General features: G+C 74.0%; 20 protein-coding genes and 1 pseudogene. 8 read left to right on the top strand and 13 right to left on the bottom strand.

From position 1 onward, the window contains the following. From ACFRAR_RS27055 to zapE, 4 genes are all read right to left on the bottom strand, one after another. On the bottom strand, window positions 1–969 hold a 969-nt coding region (locus ACFRAR_RS27055), incomplete at its 3' end, for a TerC family protein (protein ID WP_380700803.1). 199 nt (window positions 970–1,168) lie between these two features. Next, entirely contained in the window at window positions 1,169–1,747 is a 579-nt protein-coding gene (locus ACFRAR_RS27060; RefSeq protein WP_380700804.1) for a TerD family protein, read from the bottom strand. A gap of 262 nt (window positions 1,748–2,009) precedes the next feature. Next, entirely contained in the window at window positions 2,010–4,100 is a 2,091-nt protein-coding gene (uvrB, locus tag ACFRAR_RS27065; RefSeq protein ID WP_380700805.1) for an excinuclease ABC subunit UvrB, read from the bottom strand. 36 nt (window positions 4,101–4,136) lie between these two features. Next, entirely contained in the window at window positions 4,137–5,207 is a 1,071-nt protein-coding gene (gene zapE, locus ACFRAR_RS27070; RefSeq protein WP_380700806.1) for a cell division protein ZapE, read from the bottom strand. 85 nt (window positions 5,208–5,292) lie between these two features. Between zapE and ACFRAR_RS27075 the strand changes: the two genes are divergently transcribed. From ACFRAR_RS27075 to msrB, 4 genes are all read left to right on the top strand, one after another. After that, window positions 5,293–6,078, top strand: coding sequence for a pyrimidine reductase family protein (locus ACFRAR_RS27075; protein ID WP_380700807.1), 786 nt, complete (start codon window positions 5,293–5,295; stop codon window positions 6,076–6,078). A 57-nt stretch (window positions 6,079–6,135) separates the two neighbouring features. Next, complete coding sequence (locus ACFRAR_RS27080; protein WP_380700808.1) at window positions 6,136–6,597, top strand: indole-3-glycerol phosphate synthase; 462 nt, start codon at window positions 6,136–6,138, stop codon at window positions 6,595–6,597. A gap of 111 nt (window positions 6,598–6,708) precedes the next feature. Further along, entirely contained in the window at window positions 6,709–8,139 is a 1,431-nt protein-coding gene (gene murC, locus ACFRAR_RS27085; RefSeq protein WP_380700809.1) for a UDP-N-acetylmuramate--L-alanine ligase, read from the top strand. A 30-nt stretch (window positions 8,140–8,169) separates the two neighbouring features. Beyond that, the gene (gene msrB, locus ACFRAR_RS27090; protein WP_380700810.1) at window positions 8,170–8,574 is read left to right on the top strand and encodes a peptide-methionine (R)-S-oxide reductase MsrB; all 405 of its coding nucleotides are present in this window, start codon (window positions 8,170–8,172) and stop codon (window positions 8,572–8,574) included. A 58-nt stretch (window positions 8,575–8,632) separates the two neighbouring features. Here the strand turns inward: msrB and ACFRAR_RS27095 are convergent, their stop codons facing one another. The 7 genes from ACFRAR_RS27095 to ACFRAR_RS27125 form a co-directional block, all read right to left on the bottom strand. Further along, on the bottom strand, window positions 8,633–9,826 hold the full coding sequence (locus ACFRAR_RS27095; protein WP_380700811.1) for a cytochrome P450: 1,194 nt from the start codon (window positions 9,824–9,826) through the stop codon (window positions 8,633–8,635). Further along, window positions 9,823–10,383 (bottom strand): ATP/GTP-binding protein, encoded by a 561-nt coding sequence (locus tag ACFRAR_RS27100; protein ID WP_380700834.1) that lies wholly within the window; start codon window positions 10,381–10,383, stop codon window positions 9,823–9,825. Before ACFRAR_RS27100 ends, ACFRAR_RS27095 begins: the two co-directional genes overlap by 4 nt. Window positions 10,384–10,465: 82 nt before the next feature. Continuing rightward, a complete protein-coding gene (locus tag ACFRAR_RS27105) occupies window positions 10,466–10,816 on the bottom strand; it encodes a DUF742 domain-containing protein (protein ID WP_380700812.1) in 351 nt (116 codons plus the stop codon). Continuing rightward, entirely contained in the window at window positions 10,813–11,244 is a 432-nt protein-coding gene (locus ACFRAR_RS27110) for a roadblock/LC7 domain-containing protein (RefSeq protein ID WP_380700813.1), read from the bottom strand. The genes ACFRAR_RS27105 and ACFRAR_RS27110 overlap by 4 nt, the downstream gene beginning before the upstream one ends. Next, the gene (locus ACFRAR_RS27115) at window positions 11,241–13,145 is read right to left on the bottom strand and encodes an ATP-binding protein (protein ID WP_380700814.1); all 1,905 of its coding nucleotides are present in this window, start codon (window positions 13,143–13,145) and stop codon (window positions 11,241–11,243) included. Before ACFRAR_RS27115 ends, ACFRAR_RS27110 begins: the two co-directional genes overlap by 4 nt. An 84-nt stretch (window positions 13,146–13,229) precedes the next feature. Continuing rightward, the gene (locus ACFRAR_RS27120; protein WP_380700815.1) at window positions 13,230–14,240 is read right to left on the bottom strand and encodes an MBL fold metallo-hydrolase; all 1,011 of its coding nucleotides are present in this window, start codon (window positions 14,238–14,240) and stop codon (window positions 13,230–13,232) included. 174 nt (window positions 14,241–14,414) lie between these two features. Continuing rightward, window positions 14,415–15,335 carry a GNAT family N-acetyltransferase gene (locus ACFRAR_RS27125; protein WP_380700816.1) on the bottom strand — a complete coding sequence of 307 codons (921 nt, stop codon included), beginning with the start codon at window positions 15,333–15,335 and terminating at the stop codon, window positions 14,415–14,417. Window positions 15,336–15,702: 367 nt separating this feature from the next. On the opposite strand from ACFRAR_RS27125, the pseudogene ACFRAR_RS27130 reads away from it, so the two are divergent. The 4 genes and pseudogenes from ACFRAR_RS27130 to ACFRAR_RS27145 all read left to right on the top strand — a co-directional run bounded on the left by ACFRAR_RS27130 (window position 15,703) and on the right by ACFRAR_RS27145 (window position 19,806). After that, a pseudogene (locus tag ACFRAR_RS27130) lies at window positions 15,703–17,000 on the top strand (DUF692 domain-containing protein). 30 nt (window positions 17,001–17,030) lie between these two features. Next, complete coding sequence (locus ACFRAR_RS27135; RefSeq protein ID WP_380700817.1) at window positions 17,031–18,143, top strand: TIGR04222 domain-containing membrane protein; 1,113 nt, start codon at window positions 17,031–17,033, stop codon at window positions 18,141–18,143. Between the two features lie 282 nt (window positions 18,144–18,425). After that, the gene (locus tag ACFRAR_RS27140; protein WP_380700818.1) at window positions 18,426–19,208 is read left to right on the top strand and encodes a TIGR04222 domain-containing membrane protein; all 783 of its coding nucleotides are present in this window, start codon (window positions 18,426–18,428) and stop codon (window positions 19,206–19,208) included. Window positions 19,209–19,251: 43 nt separating this feature from the next. Next, window positions 19,252–19,806, top strand: a complete 555-nt coding sequence (locus tag ACFRAR_RS27145) for a hypothetical protein (protein ID WP_380700819.1) — start codon at window positions 19,252–19,254, stop codon at window positions 19,804–19,806. 79 nt (window positions 19,807–19,885) lie between these two features. Here ACFRAR_RS27145 and hemQ read toward each other — a convergent pair whose 3' ends face one another. Then, on the bottom strand, window positions 19,886–20,611 hold the full coding sequence (hemQ, locus tag ACFRAR_RS27150) for a hydrogen peroxide-dependent heme synthase (protein ID WP_380700820.1): 726 nt from the start codon (window positions 20,609–20,611) through the stop codon (window positions 19,886–19,888). After that, a complete protein-coding gene (hemG, locus tag ACFRAR_RS27155) occupies window positions 20,608–22,038 on the bottom strand; it encodes a protoporphyrinogen oxidase (RefSeq protein ID WP_380700821.1) in 1,431 nt (476 codons plus the stop codon). The genes hemQ and hemG overlap by 4 nt, the downstream gene beginning before the upstream one ends. Window positions 22,039–22,054 lie beyond the last annotated feature (16 nt).

The following is a 22,054-nucleotide window of genomic DNA, read 5'->3' on the forward strand; positions in this document are numbered from 1 at the left end:
CTTCTCCCGCTCCTCGCGCTCGGCCTTCCTCGTGGCCCGGAGGCTGGTGAAGGTGGTGACCGCCAGGACGAGCACGATGAACCCCAGGGCGAACGGGATGCCGATCTCCGGGGCCCAGGTCGCGCCCGCCTCGTGGGCGGCGTGCAGCACCAGCTTCACGCCGATGAAGCCGAGGATCACCGAGAGGCCGTAGCTCAGGTGGACCAGCTTCGTCAGCAGGCCGCCGATCAGGAAGTACAGCTGGCGCAGCCCCATCAGGGCGAAGGCGTTGGCGGTGAAGACGATGTACGCGTCCTGGGTCAGGCCGAAGATGGCCGGGATCGAGTCCAGGGCGAACAGCACGTCCGTCGTGCCGATCGCCAGCATGACGATCAGCATCGGGGTGATCAGCCGGCGGCCGTTCTCCCGGACGAACAGCTTGGTGCCGCGGTAGTCCTCGGTGGCCGGGAAGCGGCGGGTGATCGCCTTCAGGGCGCGGTTCTCCTCGAAGTGCTCCTCCCCCTCGTCCTCGGCGCGGGCCTCCTTGATCAGCTTCCAGGCCGTCCAGATCAGGAAGGCACCGAAGATGAAGAACACCCAGGAGAACTCGGAGACCAGCGCCGCGCCGCCGGCGATGAACACCGCCCGGAGCACCAGCGCGATGATCACACCGAACATCAGCACGCGCTGCTGGTAGATCCGGGGCACCGCGAACTTCCCCATGATCAGGATGAACACGAAGAGGTTGTCGACACTGAGCGACTTCTCGGTGATGTACCCGGCGAAGAACTCGCCGGCCGGCTGCGCGCCGGAGTGCCACCAGAGGAAACCCCCGAAGAGCACCGCCAGGGCGACCCAGACGGCCGTCCAGATCCCGGCCTCCTTGATCGAGACCTCGTGCGGCTTGCGCCCTCCGATGAAGAAGTCCGCCACGATCAGTGCGACCAGCACCAGGATCGTGGAGACCCACATGGTCATGGAAACGTCCACTACTGCTCCTCCGGCAGGTAGGCGAGACAGTCATCGTCACTGCCGGAGGTCTCTTCCGCCCATCGGGCCAGCGCCCCGGGGTGCCGCGACGGGCACCCGTGATGACGGGGTCGACTGTCGAGGAATACTCCCCTCCGCTGCCAACGAGGGTAACAGCCATCCCAAGAGAAGGTAAAGAAGGTAAAGGAGCCCCCTGCCGTCAGAGGTACGGCTCGATCGCCGGCAGCAGGTCCTGGAAGGTGCGCCCCTTGGCCGGCGCGCCGATCGCCTGCATCTCCCAGCCGCCGTTGCCGTCCCGGACCACCTTGGCCATGATCTGACCGGTGTGCGGCCCGCCGCCCGCCAGCTCGTAGCGGGCCAGCTCCAGCCCGGTGGTCTCGTCCACCAGCCGGCAGTGCGCCCGCTGCACCTCGGCGAAGGTCTGGCCGGTGTACGAGCTCACCGTGAACACCACCTGGGTGATGTTCACGGGCACGTGCACCAGGTCGACCAGGATCGCCTCGTCGTCCTCGGCCCCGGAACCGCCCTCCAGGTTGTCGCCGGTGTGCCGCACGGAGCCGTCGTTGCTCTCCAGGTGCGAGAAGAACACCACGTCGGAGGGGGTCCTCTCGGCGTACAGCAGCGCCGAGGCGTCCAGGTCGATCTTCCGGGTGCGGCTGCCGAACAGCCCGCGCTTGGGGGCGGCCCGCCAGCCGAGGCCCATCCGGACCACGGACAGGGCACTGCCCGGCCCCTTCTGGAGGCTGACCTTCTGCCCCTTGGCCAGGTTCACCGACACGACGTCGTCCTCTCTGTCGGCCGCGCGGTCACACCCGCGCGGCTCCACGGTGGAACACCCCGTCGCCGTCCCCCGGCTGAGGCCCCCTCTGCGTACGGCCCGCCACCCCGTCCCGAGGGCTCGGTGCCGCAGGCAAGCCTAGGGCCTGCGGCACCCCCGGCTCCCCGGGGTTTCCCCGTTTGTGGCAAGCCTGAGACACCTCCGGGCGGTTGCCCCCCGCGGACGCGGGGAAAGGCCGCGCCCCGGAGTCCCGGCCGTGTCGTCAGGCCACACCCGCCTCGCGCATCTGCCGCAGTTCCCTCTTCAACTCCTTGACCTCGTCGCGCAGCCGGGCCGCGACCTCGAACTGGAGGTCCGCCGCGGCCGTGTGCATCCGGTCGGTCATCTCCTGGATCAGGTCCGCGAGTTCGGCCGCCGGCAGGGACTTGCCCGGCTTGCGCTCCGCGCCGAGCGCCGGCACCGGGGCCTTGCCCTTGCCCTGGTTGCGGTAGCCGGTGGAGAGCAGCTCGTCGGTGTCCACGTCCTCGCGGGCGAGGGTGTCCAGGATGTCGCCGATCTTCTTGCGCAGCGGCTGCGGGTCGATCCCGTGCTCCTTGTTGTAGGCCTGCTGCACGGCCCGGCGGCGGTTGGTCTCGTCGATGGCCTTCTCCATCGCGGGAGTGATCTTGTCCGCGTACATGTGGACCTGGCCGGAGACGTTGCGGGCGGCGCGGCCGATCGTCTGGATCAGCGAGGTGCCGGAGCGCAGGAAGCCCTCCTTGTCCGCGTCCAGGATCGCCACCAGCGACACCTCGGGCAGGTCCAGGCCCTCGCGCAGCAGGTTGATGCCGACCAGCACGTCGTACCGGCCCGCCCGCAGCTCGCGCAGCAGCTCCACCCGGCGCAGGGTGTCCACGTCGCTGTGCAGGTACCGGACCCGGATGTCCAGGCCGAGCATGTAGTCGGTGAGGTCCTCGGCCATCTTCTTGGTCAGCGTGGTGACCAGCACCCGCTCGTCCCGCTCGACCCGCAGGCGCACCTCGTGCACCAGGTCGTCGATCTGGCCCTCGGTCGGCTTGACGATCACCTCGGGGTCGATCAGGCCGGTCGGGCGGATGATCTGCTCGACCTGGCCGTCGCCGCGCGACAGCTCGTACGCGCCGGGCGTCGCCGACAGGTAGACCGTCTGGCCGATCCGCCCCAGGAACTCCTCCCACTTCAGCGGGCGGTTGTCCATCGCGGACGGCAGCCGGAAGCCGTGCTCGACCAGGGTGCGCTTGCGCGAGGCGTCGCCCTCGTACATCGCGCCGATCTGCGGGACGGTGACGTGCGACTCGTCGATGACCAGGAGGAAGTCCTCCGGGAAGTAGTCGAGCAGCGTGTTCGGCGGGGAGCCCGGCTCGCGGCCGTCGAAGTGCATCGAGTAGTTCTCGACGCCCGAGCAGGTGCCGATCTGGCGCAGCATCTCGATGTCGTACGTGGTGCGCATCCGCAGCCGCTGGGCCTCCAGCAGCTTGCCCTGCTTCTCCATCCGGGCGAGCGTCTGCTCCAGCTCCTTCTCGATGCCGGTGATCGCGCGCTCCATGCGCTCGGGGCCGGCCACGTAGTGCGAGGCGGGGAAGACGTAGACGGAGTCGTCCTGGCTGATGATCTCGCCGGTGAGCGGGTGCAGCGTGTAGAGCGCCTCGATCTCGTCGCCGAACATCTCGATCCGGACGGCGAGCTCCTCGTAGACCGGGAAGATCTCGATGGTGTCACCGCGGACCCGGAAGGTGCCGCGGCTGAAGGCCACGTCGTTGCGGGCGTACTGGATGTCGACGAAGCGGCGCAGCAGGTCGTCCCGGTCGATCTCCTGGCCGACCTTGAGCGGCACCATCCGGTCCACGTACTCCTGCGGGGTGCCGAGGCCGTAGATGCAGGAGACCGAGGCGACCACGATCACGTCCCGGCGGGTGAGCAGCGAGTTGGTCGCCGAGTGGCGCAGCCGCTCGACCTCCTCGTTGATCGAGGAGTCCTTCTCGATGTAGGTGTCCGTCTGCGGGACGTACGCCTCCGGCTGGTAGTAGTCGTAGTACGAGACGAAGTACTCGACCGCGTTGTTCGGCAACAGCTCGCGGAACTCGTTCGCCAGCTGCGCGGCCAGCGTCTTGTTCGGCGCCATCACCAGGGTGGGCCGTTGCAGCTTCTCGATCATCCAGGCCGTGGTGGCCGACTTGCCGGTGCCGGTGGCACCGAGCAGCACGACGTCCTTCTCCCCTCCCCTGATCCGTCGCTCCAGCTCGGCGATCGCCGCCGGCTGGTCACCGTTCGGCTGGAAGGGGCTGACGACCTCGAAGGGCGCCACGGACCGCTCAATACTCGTGATGGGACGCACCACTCAACGGTACGGCCCACCACTGACAAGCGGGTCCTACTTGGCGCTGTCGCGGGCCAGGGCGACGAGGCGGGAGATGGCGCGCAGGTACTTCTTGCGGTAGCCGCCGCGGAGCATCTCCTCGGGGAAGACCTGGTCGAAGGGCAGGCCGGAGGCGGTGATCGGCAGCTCGCGGTCGTACATCCGGTCGGCGAGCACGACCAGGCGCAGCGCGGTGGACTGGTCGTCGACCCGCTTGACGCCGCGCAGGCAGACCGCGGTGACGTCGTCCAGCAGCGCGCCGTAGCGGCTGGGGTGGACGGCGGAGAGGTGGGCGAGCAGGGCGTCGAAGTCGTCGAGCGAGGCGCCGGGGGTGCGGGCGGCGGCGGCCTCGACGGCCTGGTCGGTGTAGGGCGGCGGGGCGTCGGGCAGGCCGCGGTGGCGGTAGTCCTGGCCGTCGATCCGCATCGGGCGGAAGTGTGCGGACAGGCCCTGGATCTCGCGCAGGAAGTCGGCGGCGGCGAAGCGGCCCTCGCCGAGCTTCTCCGGCAGGGTGTTCGAGGTGGCGCACAGCTTGACGCCGTTGTCGACCAGCCGGCCGAGCAGGGTGGAGACCAGCACGGTGTCGCCCGGGTCGTCCAGCTCGAACTCGTCGATGCAGAGCAGCTTGTGCCCGGAGAGGGTCCGCACGGCCTGCTGGAAGCCGAGCGCGCCGACCAGGTTGGTCAGTTCGACGAAGGTGCCGAAGGCCTTGGGGCCGGGGGCGGCGTGCCAGAGCGAGGCGAGCAGGTGGGTCTTGCCGACGCCGTAGCCGCCGTCGAGGTAGACGCCGGCCGGGCCGGTGGGCGCGGGGGCGGAGCGGCGGAACCAGCCGCGCTTGGGTGCGGAACCGTTTCCCCCGGTGAGGGTGGCCGCGAACTGCTCCAGGACCTGGACGGCCTCGTACTGGCTCGGCTGGGTCGGGTCCGGGATGTACGTCCCGAAGCTCACCTCGGCGAACCGGGGCGGCGGGACCATCTCGGCGACCAGCCGCTCGGCGGGCACGACGGGGCGGCGGTCGGTGAGCGCGATCGGGGAGCCGGACTCGGCGGCTATCGGCTCGGTCGCGGGGTTGGAGGCTGCGGGCACATCAATAGAGGGTACGCCTGCCCGGTACGCCGTCCGAACGGTCGGCGGGCCGCGGCGGAAGGGGCCGCGGTGGAAGACTGGGGACATGCAACAGTTGATCAGCCCGCTGGGTGAGCGGCTCGCCGATCCGGCCGCCCTGGAGTCGCTCGCCGCCGTCTACGCGTACCCCGAACAGGTGAATCGGGGGCGCCCCTGGCTGCGCGCCAACATGGTGTCCGGCCTGGACGGCGCGGCCAGGCTCGACGGGCTGTCCGACGGTCTCTCCGGCGACGCCGACAAGCGGATCTTCGGGGTGCTGCGGGCGCTGTCGGACGTGGTACTGGTGGGCGCGGAGACCGTCCGCGCCGAGGGCTACCGGCCGGCCCGGGCCCGTCGGGAGTTCGCGGCGGCCCGGACGGCGGCCGGCCAGGCGCCGGCCCCGGCGATCGCCGTGGTGAGCCGCTCGCTGCGGCTGGACCTGGCCGCGCCGCTGTTCACCGGACCGCTGGTCAGGACGGTGGTGATCACCACCGAGGACGCCCCCGAGGAGCGCCGCCGGGAGGTCGCCGAGGTGGCCGACCTGGTGCTCGCCGGCACCGGCTCGGTGGACCTGCGGGTGGCCGTGGCGGCCCTGGCCGAGCGGGGCTGGACCCGGCTGCTGACCGAGGGCGGCCCGCGCCTGCTGGGACAGCTCGCGGCGGCCGGCCTGCTGGACGAGCTGTGCCTGTCGCTGGCCCCGCTGCTCACCGGCGGCGACGCGCCGCGCGTCCTCGACGCCGCGCAAATGCCGGACGTGCAGCGGATGCGGCTGGTCTCATTGATCGAGCAGAAAGGATTCCTCTTCACCCGCTACCTGCGTCACCTGGGCTCGGACGACCCCGTGACCCCCTGATCGCGATCCCGTTATGCGATGCCGGGGCCCGGGGGGCCGGCCACTGGAAGGACTCACGTGTTCAAGACCGTACTGATGATCGAAAAGGCTCTCTCGGACGCGGACGTGGAACTCGTCACCACGCTCCACGGCGAGGAGGAGGTGTCCTTCGTCGTCCTGATGCAGCCGCGCGGCAGGCAGGACGAACTGCTGCGGGCGCTCGACGACGTCGCCCTCGGCCACCTCGACAAGGTGGTCCACGAGCACGACGAGTCCGAGAGCGGGCCGACCGTGGCCACCGAGTCGCTGGAGCACAGCCTGCGCCACCTGCGCTCCGCGGGGGCCGAGGCGGTGGGCGAGCTGGTCGAGGACAAGCCGCTGGAGCGGCTGCGCGCGGTCGTCGAGGACCAGCGGGCGGACGAGGTGGTGGTGCTCACCTCGCCGCACTTCGTGGAGGAGTTCTTCCACCGCGACTGGGCCTCCCAGGCCCGGCACAAGGTGGGGGTCCCGGTGCTCAGGCTGTTCGCCAGCGACTCCTAGCCCCGCCCGGCGGTGGTGCAGAATCGTCCTTGCGGTCCGCCCGCGAGGACGGTTCCGTCCTCCCGGCCCCTCCGCCCGACCTGTCTGTCCCCGCCCGTACGGAGCCACGCCTTGAACGACGCCGCGCACGACCTGCACGCCCCGCACTTCATCGGCATCGGCGGCGCCGGGATGTCCGGCCTGGCGAAGATCCTCGCCGTGCGCGGGGCCAGCGTCTCCGGCAGCGACTCCAAGGAGTCCGAGACCGTCCTCGCGCTGCGTGCCCTCGGCGCCACCGTGCACGTCGGCCACGCCGCCGAGCACGTGCCGGACGGCACCAGCAGCGTGGTCGTCTCCAGCGCGATCCGCGCCGACAACCCGGAGCTGGTCGCCGCCCACGAGCGCGGCATCCCGGTGGTGCACCGCTCGGACGCGCTGGCCGCGCTGATGGGCGGCCGCCGGGCGCTGGCGGTGGCCGGCACCCACGGCAAGACCACCACCACCAGCATGCTCGCCGTCGCCCTCGGCGAGCTGGGCCTGGACCCGTCCTACGCGATCGGCGGCGACCTCGACGCGCCCGGCTCCAACGCCCACCACGGCGCCGGCGAGATCTTCGTCGCCGAGGCGGACGAGAGCGACCGCAGCTTCCACAAGTACGCGCCCGAGGTGGCGATCGTGCTCAACGTGGAGCTGGACCACCACGCCAACTACGCCTCGATCGACGAGATCTACGAGTCCTTCGAGACCTTCGTCGGCCGGATCGTGCCCGGCGGCACCCTGGTGGTCTCGGCCGACCACGACGGCGCCCGCGAGCTGACCTCCCGGGTGGCCGGCCGCGAGGACCTGAACGTGGTGACGGTCGGCTCCGCCGAGGACGCCGACCTGCGGGTGCTCTCGGTGGTCGCCCACGGCATGACCAGCGAGGTCACGGTGCTGGTGGACGGCGCCGAGCTGTCCTTCACCGTCTCGGTGCCCGGCCGGCACTACGCCCACAACGCGGTGGCCGCGCTGGCCGCCGGCGTCGCGCTGGGCGTCCCGGCCGCCGACCTGGCCAAGGCGCTCGGCGCCTACACCGGCGTGCGCCGCCGCCTCCAGCTCAAGGGCGAGGCCGGCGGGGTCCAGGTGATCGACTCCTACGCCCACCACCCCACCGAGATGACCGCCGACCTGGAGGCGATCCGCGAGGGCCTGACCGGCGGCGGCCGGGTGCTGGTGGTCTTCCAGCCGCACCTGTTCAGCCGCACCCAGCAGCTCGGCGAGGAGATGGGCGCGGCCCTGGCGCTGGCCGACGCCTCGGTGGTGCTGGACATCTACCCGGCCCGCGAGGACCCGATCCCGGGCGTGACCAGCGAGCTGATCATCGACGCCGCCCGCCGGGCCGGTGCCGAGGTCACCGCCGAGCACTCCTTCGCCGCCGCCCCCGCCCTGCTGGCCGGCCTCGCCCGCCCCGGCGACCTGCTGCTCACCATGGGCGCGGGCGACGTGACGAACCTGGGCCCGGCCATCCTTGAACACATCGAGGGAGGACTGACGCACCTCGCGAGCGTTGCCTCCAACGTCTGATGTCCGTCCACCGCGAGCGGGAGCCGTGAGATGAGCTACGAGATCGAGAAGACCGAGGCCGAGTGGCGCGCCCGGCTCAGCCCCGAGGAGTACCACGTGCTCCGCGAGGCGGGCACCGAGCGCCCGTTCACCGGTGAGTACACCGACACCAGGACGGTCGGCGTCTACGGCTGCCGGGCCTGCGGGGCCGAACTGTTCAGCTCCGAGACCAAGTTCGACAGCCACTGCGGCTGGCCGTCGTACTACGCGCCGCTGGCCGGGGACCGGGTCCAGTACATCGAGGACACCTCGCTCGGCATGCGCCGGGTCGAGGTGCGCTGCGCCCGCTGCGGCGGCCACCTCGGGCACGTCTTCGAGGGCGAGGGCTACGGCACCCCGACCGACCAGCGGTACTGCATCAACAGCGTCTCGCTGACGCTGAAGCCGGCCGAGTAGCGCGGACGGCGGGAAGGCCCGGACACCGTGCGGTGTCCGGGCCTCCGTGCTCGGGGCGCTACTCCCCCACCGGCCGGAAGCGCACCGGCAGGCGCAGCAGCGCCCGGTGGAACGGGCCCGGGCGCCAGACCAGCTCCTCGGCGGGGGTGGCCAGTTCGAGGTCGCTGAGGCGGCTGCCCAGCTGCTCGATGGCGGTGATCGCGATCAGCAGGGCCGGGTCCCGGGCCGGGCAGGCGTGCGGGCCGGCCGCCCAGGCCAGGTGGGCGCTCTCGCCGCTGCGCAGCCCGCCGTCCTCGGCCGGCGGCGCGGCCTGGGAGTTGGCGGCCGCGTACGAGACCAGCAGCAGCGTACCCGCCTTGATCTCGCGGCCGTGGAAGGTGATGTCGTACCGCGGGTAGTGGGCCGAGAAGTTGGCCATCGGCGGCTCGTGCCAGAGCACCTCGTCGATCGCCTGGTGGGCGGTCATCGCGCCGCCGTACAGCGAGCCGGCGTAGCGGGCGTCGGTGAGCAGGCGCAGCAGGGCGTTGCCGATCAGGTTGGTGGTCGGCTCGTGTCCGGCGATCAGGGTCAGGGTGATCTGCCGGATCACCTCGTCGTCGTCCAGCCCGACCGGGTGGGTGACGTACCAGGAGGTGAGGTCGTTGCGGGGGCGCTCGCGCCGCTCGGCGACCATCGCGGTGACCACCGCGAGGAGCTTCCCGTACGAGATGCCCGCCTCCTCGGTGGACTCGATCAGCCCGGTGATCGCGCCCACCACCTCCTCGCGCTGCTCCGGCGGCACGCCGAACCAGGTGGTCAGCGCGAAGGCGGGCAGCCGGCGGGAGTACTCGGCGATCAGGTCGGCGTGGCCGACGGAGGCGAAGCCGTCGATCAGCCGGTGCGCGGTCTCGGCGACCTGGCGCTGGAGCCGGTGCGGTTCGAACAGCGCGAGGGCGTCGGTGATCACCGCCCGGTAGCGCGCGTGCGTCTCGCCGTCGCTGAACAGCGCGGTCGGGCGGTAGCCGAGCATCGGCAGCAGCGGGGAGTCCGGCGGGAGCTCGTGCCGCGAGAGCCGGGAGTCCTTGGAGAAGGTGTCGGTGTCGCGCAGCAGGTCCAGCGCGGCCTGGTAGTCGGTGACCAGCAGGGCCTCGACGCCGGGCCCGAGTTCCACCGGGGCGGTGGCGCCGTGGCGCCGCAGCCGCTCGTAGACCGGCTGGGGGTCGGCGGCGAAGCCCGGGCCGTGGATCGGGGTCGGGCGGGGCTCGACGCTCACGGGCTCTCCGGGGTGGCGGGCGGGGCTTCGGGCAGGGCGTCCAGGACGTGCTCGACCAGCGCGATCAGGGCGTCCAGACTGCTGTCGCGCTCGCGGGCGTCGCAGAGCAGCAGCGGGGTGCCGGCGTGCAGGTCCAGGTGGGTGCGCAGCACCTCGGCCGGATGGTCCGGCGTGTCCGGGAAGCGGTTGACGGCGACGGCGTACGGCAGGCCCTGCTCCTCGACCATGTCCATGATCTCGAAGGAGTCGGCCAGCCGGCGGGTGTCGGCGAGCACCAGGGCGCCCAGGGCGCCGCGCGCGATGTCCTGCCAGAGCGGGAAGAAGCGGCGCTGGCCGGGGGTGCCGAACATGTAGAGCACGACGTTGCCGGGCAGGGTGAGCCGGCCGAAGTCGACGGCGACGGTGGTGGTGGACTTCCCGGGCACGCCGGCCAGGTCGTCCACCGGCCGTCCGGTCTCGGTCATCGCCTCCTCGGTGTGCAGGGTGGCGATCTCGGAGAGGGTGCGGATGAGGGTGGTCTTGCCGACCCCGAACGGGCCGGCCACCACCAGTTTCATCAGCGTCTGGTCCTGGTCGGGCAGGTAGCCGACCCGGCTCGGCCGGCCGGCCTGGTCGTCCGGGTCCGGCCGCGCGGCCGGGTCACCTGAGCGCACGGAGTCCAACGAGGAGCCTCTCGACGATGGAGCGGTCGGTCTGCTGGGCGCGCGGGATCGGCGCGCGGGCGCGCAGGCAGCCCGCCTCGACCAGGTCGGCGGCGAGGAAGACCGTGGCGCTGACCGGCAGGCGCAGGTGCGCGGCGGCCTCCACCACGGTCAGCGCGCCGGGGCGCAGCAGTTCCCAGAGCCGGCGGTGTTCGGGTTCGAGTGCGTCCGGCGGGTCGACCCGGTCGGCGAACAGCACGGTCAGCCGCTCGAAGCCCTTGCTGCCGGGGCGGCTGCGGCCGCCGGTGGCCAGGTAGGCGGGGACCATCCGCCTGCGGGAGGCGGTCATGACCGGCCGTCGTCGTCCTGCCGCCGGATCGGGCTCGCGAGTGCGCGACCGAGGGCGGCGACCTGGAGCTGCATCTGGTAGGCCACGTTGCCGAGCTGGGCGTCGGGCGAGGTGAACACGGCGAGCGAGGTGTTCTCCCCCGCGGGCACCACGATGGCGTAGCCGAGGTCGGACTCCACCACGGTCTGGGCCAGGCGGGGCCGCTCCGCGTCGGTGAACGCGGTGGTGAAGGCCCGGGCGGCGGCGTGCACGGTGGCGGTCATCGCGGCGACCCGCTCGGCGGAGGCCCGTTCCAGGCCGTCCGAGGCGCCCTCGACCAGGCCGTCCCCGGTGGCGACGACCGCGTGCAGGACCCCGGGCAGCTCCAGCAGCGGGGTCAGCACCCACGAGATCTCGTCGGTGGTGGTCGGGCTGGGCGTGCTGCTCACTGCTCGGCTCCTTCTGGGGTCGGACCGGTGCTCCGGGCACCGGGGTCGCGGTCGGCGGTGGTGTCACCGGGTGTGCCGGCCCCGCCGGACGTGCCGGTGGTGCCGTCGCCGTTCTCGGGCACGGCGTCGGCGGCGTCCTGGTGGGTGGCCCGGGCCACGGCGGCCCGGCCGGAGTCAGTGCCCTGCTGGAGCGCCTGCCAGTGGGCGGCGGCCCGTTCGGGGGTGCGTCCGGTGGTGGCGGCGGGGGCGGGCGCCGTGGCGGCCGGCTCCGCGGCGGCCAGCGGGCGGCGGCGGCGCCGGGTGGGCAGGCCGGTGCCGTCGTCGGGCACGGCCGGGTCCGTCGTGGGTGCGTCGGCCGCCGGGGCGTCGGTCGCGGAGGCGCTCGTGGCGGGGCTGCTCGTGGCGGGCCGGTCGGCGGTCGGCGGGTCCCCGACCGGGTCGTCCGCGACCGGGTCGTCCGCGACCGGATCGGGCACCACGCGGATGGTGGGCGTCGGGCGCGGGCCCGGCCGGTTGTGGCGGTCGGCGAGCCGCGGGCCGTCCTGCTCGTCGGCGTCGCGCATCGGCGGGACGGCCGCGACGGTGGGCGCCTGGGCCGGGCCGGTGCCGGCCCGCAGCGGCAGCGGGGTGAGCACCGAGAGCGGCTGCTCGTCGGCCACGACGGTCACCAGCGCGGCCGGGATGCGCAGGATGGTCCGCATGCCGCCGTACGGCGAGGGCTCGATGTGGCAGGAGAAGCCGTACTGGCGGGCCAGCTTGCCGATCACCGCGAAGCCGGTCTTGGGCGGGTTGCCGAGTTCGGTGAGCAGCATGTCCGGCGGGCCGGCCAGCAGCCGGCGGGCGCGGCGCAGCTGGTCCTCGTCCATGCCGATGCCGCTGTCGTCGATGATCACCAGCGCGCCGCGGCCGCCCTGCTGGACGGTGACCGGGACGTCGGTCTCCGGGTGGGAGTAGGCGGTGGCGTTGGCGAGCAGCTCGGCGATGGTGACGGCGACCGGCTCGGCGGCCCGGGCCACCACGGCGAGGCGCTGCTCCCGCAGGTGGTTGGCGACCTTGATCCGGGCGTAGCCGGGCACCCGGGAGAGCGCGCCGACGACCACTTCGGCGAGCGGCGAGTCGGTGCGGGCCAGGCCCGGCCAGGCCTCGCAGAGCACCGCGATGGTCTGGATCCGGCGCAGCGCGACCTCGTTGCGGAAGTCGACCTCCAGCAGCCGGGGGTCGTCGTTCTCGTGCTGGAGCTGCTGGACCAGGCTCTGGATCTGGTACAGCAGGGTCTGGATCCGGGAGGTGGCGCCGCGCATGGCGGCGCGGGCGGCGGCGTCCACCCGTTCGCGCTCGTCGGCGAGGGCGGCGTGGGCGGCGTCCAGGACGGCCTGGAGCGCCCGGACGGCCTCGGGGCCGACGGCCTGCGGGTCCAGCGGGCCGACCAGCGGGGCGTTGGCGTGGGTGAGCCGTACGGCGGTGGCGGCGACCCGCTCCTGGGCGAGGTGGCCGATCTCGGCGAGCAGCGCGGCGGCCCGGGCCTCGGCGGCGGCGCGGGCGTGTTCGGCCCGCTCGGCCCGGTCGGTCGCGGCGGCGCACTGCTGCATGGTCTCGCGGACGGTGTCCTGGGCCTGCCGGGCCGCCTCCTGCGCCTCGCGGACGCTGTCCTCGGCGGCCCGGGTGCGCTCCTCCGCCCGCCGGGCGTCCTCGGCGGAGCGCCGGGCGGCCTCCAGTGCCTCGCGCTGCTGCTGCTCGGCGCGGGCGAGTCTGCCCTCGGCGGCCCGGGCGCGCTCCTCCCCCAGGCCGAGCGCGGTCTCGGCGGCCGCCGCCCGGGCGACGGCCGTGGTCCGGCCGCGTGCGAGCACGGCCGTGGCCACGGCGGCGACCAGCGCCAGGACGATCAGCGCGATCTGCGTCATCGAAGTCCTCGGGGGTGCTTGCGGGTTGGGCCGGTCGGCCGGTTCGGACAGGGCGGCCGGGTCGGGCCGGTGGAGCGGGCGGGGTCAGTCCCGCCGGGTGCGCGGGCGCGGGGAGCGGGCGCCGTCCTCGGCCAGTTCCCGGGCCACCAGGGCGACCTGGCCCATGGCCTCCAGGACGCCCGGGGCCCCGGAGCCGTCCAGGTGCCGGTACTCGGCGGCGACGGTCAGCACCAGCCGCTCGGGCAGGCCGAGTTCGGGGTGGCGCTGCTCGGCGATCACCCGTCGGGCGGCGTCCAGCGCGGGGATCCCGGCGGCGTGCAGGGCGTGGGCGCGGTCGCGGACGTACCCGAGGTAGCCGATGTGCTCCCGGACGCCGTCGCGGTCGAGCACCGGGCCGTGGCCGGGCACGAAGATCTCGGCGCCGGTGGCCAGGGCCCGCTCGCAGGCGCCGATCACGTTCTCCAGCGGCCCGGCCCAGTGCGAGGGGTGGTCGCCGGGCTGCTCGGGCGTCGAGGAGAAGATCACGTCGCCGGTGAACACCGCGCGCTGGTGCGGGAGGTGGACCATCAGGTCGCCGCCGGTGTGGGCGGCGGGCAGGCTGGTGATCTGCACCGGGTAGCGGCCGACCGTCAGCTCCAGCTCGCCGGTGAAGACGGTGTCGGGGCGCACCGGCTCGGTGGCGGACCAGTCGAACCGGCCGAAGTGCTCCCGGAGGTAGCCGCCGAGCGGCGAGTCCGGGTCGCTGTTGGTGACCAGGCCGTGCTGCTGCTGCGGGGTGGGCTCCCAGTGGATGTGCTCCAGCGCCTCGCGGGTGGCGATCACCTCGGCGTCCGGCAGCACCCCGGCGCCCCACAGGTGGTCACCGTTGGCGTGGGTGACGACCACCCGGTCGACCTCGACCCCGGCCGGCAGCAGTCGCCGGCTCGCGGCCAGGAACTCCCCGGCCATCGAGGGGTCGTACGGCGTGTCGATCCAGAGCGCGGTGGTCTCCGAGGCCAGCAGTCCGCAGTTGGCCAGGCCCCAGCCGCGCTTCGGCGGGAGCCACACGTACAGGTCCTCGGCAATCGCGCTCACGTTCGCACGGTTGATCGTCATGTGCGCGATTATGCCGATGCCGTGCCAGTAGCGGAGCAAAACTGTTACGGTTCCAGCCACTTAACGCCCGAAGCGCCCGGGACTGTCCCGAATCATCCCACGTGGTCTGGACCACATCTGGCCGAAGTCCCCCTGGCCGGGCGACTTCCGGAGGGGTCGTCAGATGTCCGCGTGCTACGGCCGCTTCACCTTCCGGATGCCCTTGCGCTCCCCCGCGCAGGCCTCGTACCCCAGCCACGCGTTGACCGCCAGCATCGGCCCGTTGGTGGTGTCGTTGCTGGTGTACGCGTACCGGTAGCCCGCCGCCACGGCGAGCCGCAGCGACTCCCGCTTGGCCAGCTTGGCCAGCCCCCGGCCGCGGAACTCCCGGCGGCAGGCGGAGAACGCGGACCAGTAGCGGTCCACCCCGTCGGTCTGCACCATGCTGAACGCGGCCGGCTCGCCGTCCACCACCGCGACGACGCTCAGCGCCCGGTCCCGGTCCGGCCGGTTCCAGTCGGCGCGCAGCCAGTCCTCGTACGCGTAGGCGTCCATCGGTACCTCGCTGCCGGGCTCGTCCTGGACGGCGTCCTCCTCGACCAGGAACAGCGGGTGCGGGTCGTCCGCCCAGTCGGCGGCCGGGCGCAGCTCGACGCCGGGCGGCAGTGCGGGCGCCGGCGGCAGCGGCAGGGCCAGGTCCCGGCCGGCGAACCGCATGGTGCGGCCGAGCTCGTAGCCCCGGGCGGTGGCGAAGGCCAGCGAGGCGGGCTCGTCGTCCAGCCAGGTGTGCAGCTCGGCCACCCCGTGCGCGGCCAGGTGCCGGTCGACCGCGGCCAGCAGCGCGGTGGCCGCGCCACGCCGCCGGAACTCCGGCAGCACGCTGCCGTTGACGTAGCCGATCCCGGTGGCCGTCGTCCCGAGCACCACCCCGCAGCGCGCCGCGCCGACCACCCGGCCGTCCAGCTCGGCGACGAAGGTGCGGAAGTGCTCCGCGGAACCGGACTGGGCGTTCAGCCAGACCAGGGCCTCGGCGGAGAGCACCAGGTGCTCGCGGCCGGCCCGGTGCGCCGCGGCCACGGCCTCGGCGTCTTCGGCCCGGAAGTCACGGATCGTCAAAGAAGGTGAAGGATTCATGGCCGCCCACGCTAACCGCGCCCGGCCGCCCGGCGCCTCCGGTTTTACGCCGGTCGGGCGCCCCACCCGCGGGGACGGCCCGCGCTCGGGACCAAAGTCCCTGACGGCCGGAACGACATGCTCAAATAATGCTCTGAGAAGACCGGGTGAGGCTTGGCAGCCACCCCGCCCGGGGACATCCTCAGCAACACCGCCGCGCGGTCCCGGCGACGACGCCCGCACCGACCGGCCCTCCCGACCAGCCCTCCCCACCCGGCCCTCCGAAGGGGGCGAACCGATGACCTCCCCTACCCTCGACACCACCGCGCCCCGAACCCCCGATCCCCGGACCGCCGATCCCCGGACTGCCGTGCCCCGGCTGGGCGTCGGCCTCGGCTGGCGCAGCGAGATCGACACCGTGGTCGAGCGCCAGCCCGGCCTGGACTGGGTCGAGGTGGTCGCCGAGAACATCTGCGCCGGCCACCTGCCCGACTCCCTGACCGTGCTGCGCGAGCGCGGCGTCACCGTCGTGCCGCACGGCGTCGGCCTCGGCCTCGGCGGCGCCGACCTGCCCGACCCGGGCCGCCTCGCCCGGCTCGCCGACACCGCGCTGGCGCTCGGTTCCCCGCTGGTCACCGAGCACCTGGCGTTCGTCCGGGCCGGCGGCCTGGAAGCCGGCCACCTCCTGCCCGTCCCCCGCACCCGGGACTCGCTGCGGGTGATCGCCGAGAACGTCCGGATCGCTCAGGACCAGCTGCCGGTGCCGCTCGCCCTGGAGAACGTTGCCGCCCAACTCGCCTGGCCGGAGGACGAGTTCACCGAGGGCCAGTTCCTCGCCGAGCTGGTCGGGCGCACCGGCGTCCGGCTGCTGATCGACGTCGCCAACCTGCACACCAACCGGGTCAACCTCGGCACCGACCCGGCCGCCGAGCTCGACCGCCTGCCGCTGGAGGCGCTGGCCTACGTCCACGTCGCGGGCGGCACCCTGGTCGACGGCGTCTGGCACGACACCCACGCCCACCCCGTCACCGAGCCGGTCCTGGAGGTGCTGGCCGAACTCCGGGCACGGACCGACCCGCCCGGCGTCCTGCTGGAACGGGACGCCAACTTCCCGCCGCCCAGCGAGCTGGCCGGTGAACTGGACGCCATCCGCCGGGTGCTGGAGGGGAGCACCCGGCGATGACGGACCCGACCACCGACCCGACCACCGACCCGACCACCGGCCGGGCGGACGCCGGCCAGGACCCCGCCGACGCCCGGCGGCGCCTGGCCCGGCGCCAGGAGGAGCTGCTGGCCGCCCTGGTGGCCGGCGGCCCCGTCCCGCCCGGCTTCGACCCTCGCCAGGTCCGCGCCCAGTCCGCCGGCCTGGCCGCCAAGCGGCGGGACACCACCGCCAAGGTCGCCCCGGACCTGCCCCGCGCCCTCGGGGAACGGTACGGGCCGCTCTTCCTCGGCTACGCCCGCTCCCACCCGCAGACCGGCGGCTACCACGCCGACGCCCGGGCCTTCGCCCAGTGGGCGCTCACCGACGGCGGCCCGCTCGACGCCGGCCACCGCCGGGCCCTGGAGCAGTGGCTCCACCCGACACCCGTCCGGCCGCCCGGCCCGCTCGCGCGCCTGGGCCGGGCCCTGCGCGGCCGGCCGCCGGCCGCCGCCGACACGCCCTGACGCTCCACCACCACCCCGGGGGAACCGCCCATGTGGCACAACGCCTACTTCACCGTCCCGGCCGTCCTGCTGGCGGCCGCCGCCCTGTACGCCTCGCGGACCCGGCAGCACATCGGCCAGGTCCGGCACGCCAAGGGCCTGCCCGGCCGCGGCCTGCCGCTGCTCGACACCGCGTTCCTGTCCGGCGGGCCCGGGCGGGTGTTCGACACCGCCCTGGTCCGGATGCACCTGAGCGAGCAGGCCGTGATCAGCCGCTCGGGCCTGGTCACGCTGACCGGCGCCAGGCCGTACGACGCCGTCGACCAGGCCGTCCAGGACGCCGTCGGGCCGACCGGGAGCCGCCAACTCGGCTCGCTGCGCCGCACGGTGATGCGCTCGGCCGCCGTCCAGGAGATCGGCGACCGGCTCGCCGACCGCGGCCTGCTGCGCCGCCCCGAGCGGTTGCGGCGCGCCCGCACCGCCCGCCGGCTGCTCTGGCTCGCACTGCTCGTGGTGGCGGCCTCCGCCGTGGCCGCCGAACTGCTCGACGACGGCGCCGCCGGCCACGAGCGCCCCAACCTCTGGGTCCCGGGCCTGCTGCTGCTCGCCGGCTTCGTCTCGCTGCTCGCCACCCGGACGGTCAAGGGCCGGATCACCCCGGCCGGGCAGCGCCAGCTCTCCCTGATGCAGGGCGCGCCGTGGACGCCCCACTCCGGGGTGTCGCCCCGGCTGACGGGCGGCGCGCTGCTGGGCGCGCTGGCGCTCGGCGGGCTGGCCGCCGCCGGGCTGGACAACCAGGAGCTGGAGGCGGCGATGCTGGCCGCGACGGCCGAGGAGGAGGCCGTACGGCAGACCACCGCCGCGGGCGCCGCCGCGTCGTCCTCGTCCTCGTCTTCGTCCTCGTCGTCCTCGTGCTCCTCCGGTTCCGACGGCGGCTCCGCCTCCTGGTGCGGTTCCTCGGACTCCGGCTCCTCCGGATCCGGCTGCGGCTCGTCCAGCTGTGGCTCGTCGTCGTCCAGCTGCGGGTCCTCGTCCTCGTCCAGCTGCGGCTCCTCGTCGTCCAGCTGCGGGTCCTCGTCCTCGTCCAGCTGCGGCTCCTCGTCCTCCAGCTGCGGGTCCTCGTCCTCCTCCAGCTGCGGCTCCAGCTGCGGCGGCGGCTCCTGAGGCACCCCGGCAGGCTCGCATGTGGCAGAACGCCTACGTCCTGATCCCCGCCGCCCCGCCGGCGGCGGGGATCCGCTCGGCCGCCCGGACCAGGCGGCGGGTCACCACCACCGAACGCCCGGCCGGGGCCCGGCAGCCGCGGCGGGCTCCTCCGGCTCCTCCGGCCGGGCCTCCCGCGGCGGCGGATCCTGACCGCGCCGGCCCCCTGCCGGACGTCACAGTTCGGTATCGCGAACCGGGAACACGTTCCGCCCGCCATCGGCGCAGGCATACAACAAGCCCATGTGGTTGCTGTTCCTCATCCCGGCCTGTGTCGCGGCGGTGTTGTCGTGCCTGCGACTGATCCGGATGACCGCCACCGCCGACGCCCTGGCCGACCGGACCGGCCTGCGGCCGCCCGAAGCCGTCGGCATCGGCCTGTACGAGACCGCCTACCTGGCCGGCGGCCCGGACCGGGTGACCGAGCTCGCGCTCGTCCTGATGACCGGCCGGGGAAGGCTGCACCTGGCCCACACCGGCTGGACCACCGTGGTCGACCCCAAGGGCCGCAGCCGCCTGGAGCGGGCGGTCATCGCCACCGTCGGGCCCGAGGGCCAGCGCCGCACCGACGAGCTGCGCCGGGCGATGGCCGAGCACCCCACCGTGCTGGAGATCGGTGCCCGGCTCGCCCTGGCGGGCCTGGCCACCCCGGCCCTGGTGCAGCGCAACACCGTGGTGGTGGTCCGCCAGGTCCGGCACGCGCTGCTGCTGTCGCTGGCGCTGCTGGCCGCCTCGGTGTCGCTCAGCGGCTTCACCGGCGGTGACACCGTCGCCCCGGTCGCCTGGTTCTCGCTGCCGCTGGTACTCACCTCGGGCACCCTGCTGATGGCCCGGGTCGACGTCTACCCGTACACCCGCTGGGCCTCCCCGGTCGGCCAGGAGGTGCTGCGCGAGGTCCGCCCGGCCCGCCAGCGCGGCCTCGCCGACGACGAGGAGCGCGAACTGCTCACCGCCGTCGCGATGAACGGCCCGGCCGTCCTCCCCGACGCCCGGCTGCGCGCCGCCCTGCGCCCGCACCGGAGCTGAAATCCGGCTGCGACCACCCCGCTGACCAGGGCAGACTCCTCCCATGAAGAAGCGGCACCACAAGGTGCTCGACCGCGCCCGGGCCGAAGGACGGCTCGTCCGGCTGCGCCGTACCATCCCCGGCGCGGACCGGCTGGAGGGCTTCGTCCTCGGCACCGGCCCGGTCTGGACCCTGCTCGCCAGATGCGCCGACCACCGGCTCGACGGCTGGACCGCCGTCCACACCCACGCCCTGCACAAGGTCCGCGACGAGGGCGGCGAGGAGTCCCTGACCGTACGGTCGCTGCGCGGCCGCGGCCTGTGGCCGGTCCGCCCGCCCGGCGCCGACCTGCCGCTGGACGACCACGCCGGCCTGCTCGCCGCCGCCTCGGCGGCGTACGGGTTGCTCGAGCTGCACGCCGAGCTGATCGATCCGGGCATGCTCCGGGTCGGGACGGTCACCGGGCTGCGCCCCCGCACCTTTCGGCTGCACGAGGTCGACACCGAGGCCCGCTGGTACCCGGAACCCTCCAAGTACCGCCTCCGCGACATCACCCGGGTCGACTTCGGCAGCCACTACACGGAGGTGCTGGGCGAGTTCGCCGGCCCGCGGCCGTGACGGCCGTGGGGCCCTCGCGAACGCCGGAGGCCGACTCCCCTGCGGGGAACCGGCCTCCGGTACGGCGTCGCCCGGTCGCTCAGACCAGGCCGCCCAGCAGCTCGCCGACCGGCTTGCGGCGGCCGGTGAAGAACGGCACCTCCTCGCGGACGTGCAGCCGGGCCCGGGAGGGGCGCAGGTCGCGCATCAGGTCGACGATCCGGTGCAGCTCGTCCGCCTCGAAGGCGAGCAGCCACTCGTAGTCGCCGAGCGCGAACGAGGCCACCGTGTTGGCCCGCACGTCCGGGTAGCCGCGCGCCATCTGGCCGTGCTCGGCGAGCATCGCGCGCCGCTCGGCGTCCGGCAGCAGGTACCACTCGTAGGAGCGGACGAACGGGTACACGCAGACGTAGTCGCGCGGGCGCTCGTCGGCCAGGAACGCCGGGATGTGTGACTTGTTGAACTCGGCCGGGCGGTGCAGCGCCATGTTCGACCAGACCGGCTCCAGCAGCCGGCCGAGGCCGGTGCGGCGGAAGCGGTTGTACGCCTCCTGGAGGTCGTCCGAGTCGGCGGCGTGCCACCAGACCAGGATGTCGGCGTCCGCGCGCAGACCGGAGACGTCGTACGTGCCGCGCACGGTCACGTCCTTGGCGGCCAGCTGCTCGAACAGCTCCTCCACCTCGGTGGCCAGGGCGGTGCGGTCCTCGGGCAGGGCGCCCTTGAGCTTGAACACCGACCACATGGTGTAGCGGATGACCTGGTTCAGGTCACGCGCCTTCTTCTTCTCGGGCTGCTGCTCCGGCTCCCGCTCAACGCTCTCAGTCATGCGTCCATTGTCCTTTCCGTGGAACCTTCCCCGGTCGCCGGGGTCAACAGGTTGTCGACGGCCGCCGCGGCGGCGGCGGCCGAACCGATGCACGCCGGGATGCCCACCCCGTCGTACGCGGCGCCGCACAGCGCCAGCGCGCCCACCCGGCCGGCCGCCGCCCGCACCCGGGCCACCCGGTCCAGGTGCCCCACCGGGTACTGCGGCAGACCGGCCGCGAAGCGGGAGACGAAGGTGTCGTACGGCCGGGCGGTCAGCCCGATCGCCTCCTCCAGGTCCGCCAGCGACCGCGCCACCAGTTCCTCGTCCGGCAGCCCCAGCGCCTCCTCCTCGCGGTGCCGGCCCAGCGAGGTGCGCAGCAGGAACGCGTCCGGCGCGGAGCGCGCCAGCCAGCCCCACTTGTTGGAGGAGAAGGTCGAGGCCTTGATCTGCCGGCCGTCCACCGGCGGCACCAGGAAGCCGCTGCCGCTCGGCGGCGCGGCCAGGTCGGAGCGGCGGAAGGCCAGGGTCACCAGGGCCATGCCCGCGTACTCGACGCCGTCCAGCTCGGTCGCGGCCGCCGGGGCGTCCTCGCGCAGCAGCCGGGCCGCGGCGGGGGCGGGGACGGCCAGCACCACGGCGTCCGCGTGCAGCACCTCGCCGCCGGTCACCACCCGCCAGCCGTCGGGGGTGCGGCGCAGCTCGTCCACCGGGGCGTCGGTGCGCACGTCCACGCCCGCCTTGACGCAGGCCGCGGCGACCGCCCCGGGCAGGGTGCCGAGCCCGCCGCGCAGGCCCTGGAACACCGGGGTGCCGACCACCTTCGGCCGGGAGGCCAGCTCGTGCACCCCCTCGACCAGCGAGCCGCCGCCGCGCGCGATCGGCAGCAGCTGCGGCACGGCGGCGCGCAGCGAGATCTCGTCGGCGCGGCCGGCGTAGACGCCGCCGAGCAGCGGCTCGACCAGCCGGTCCACCACTTCCCGGCCGAGCCGGTCGGCGACGTAGCGGCCGATCGCGACGTCCTCGCCGATCTCGGCGGGCTCCTCGTGCCGGGCCCGCTCCAGCCCCTCGCCGGTGAGCACCCCGGAGGCGGCCAGCGCCTCCAGGTCACCGGGGACGCCCATCACCTGGCCGCCGGGCAGCGGCCGCAGCGCGCCGCGGGTCCAGATCGCCGCCTTCGCGGTGGTCGGCGGCTCCAGTTCCCCGCCCAGCCCGACCGCCCGCGCCAGCTCCACCGCCTCCGGCCGCCGGGCGAGCACCGACTCGGCCCCGAGGTCGACCCGGACCCCGCCGACCTCCCCGCCCCACAGCTTCCCGCCGACCCGCCCGGACGCCTCCAGCACCGTCACCCGCGCCCGCGCCGGCCCCCCGGCCGCCCCACTCAGGAAGGCGGCCGCAGCCAGCCCCGCGATCCCACCACCGACGACGACGACCTGTGCATCCGACATGCTCCGCAGTCTCCCA

Source organism: Kitasatospora sp. NPDC056651 (assembly GCF_042792155.1).
In the GTDB taxonomy this organism is placed as follows: domain Bacteria; phylum Actinomycetota; class Actinomycetes; order Streptomycetales; family Streptomycetaceae; genus Kitasatospora.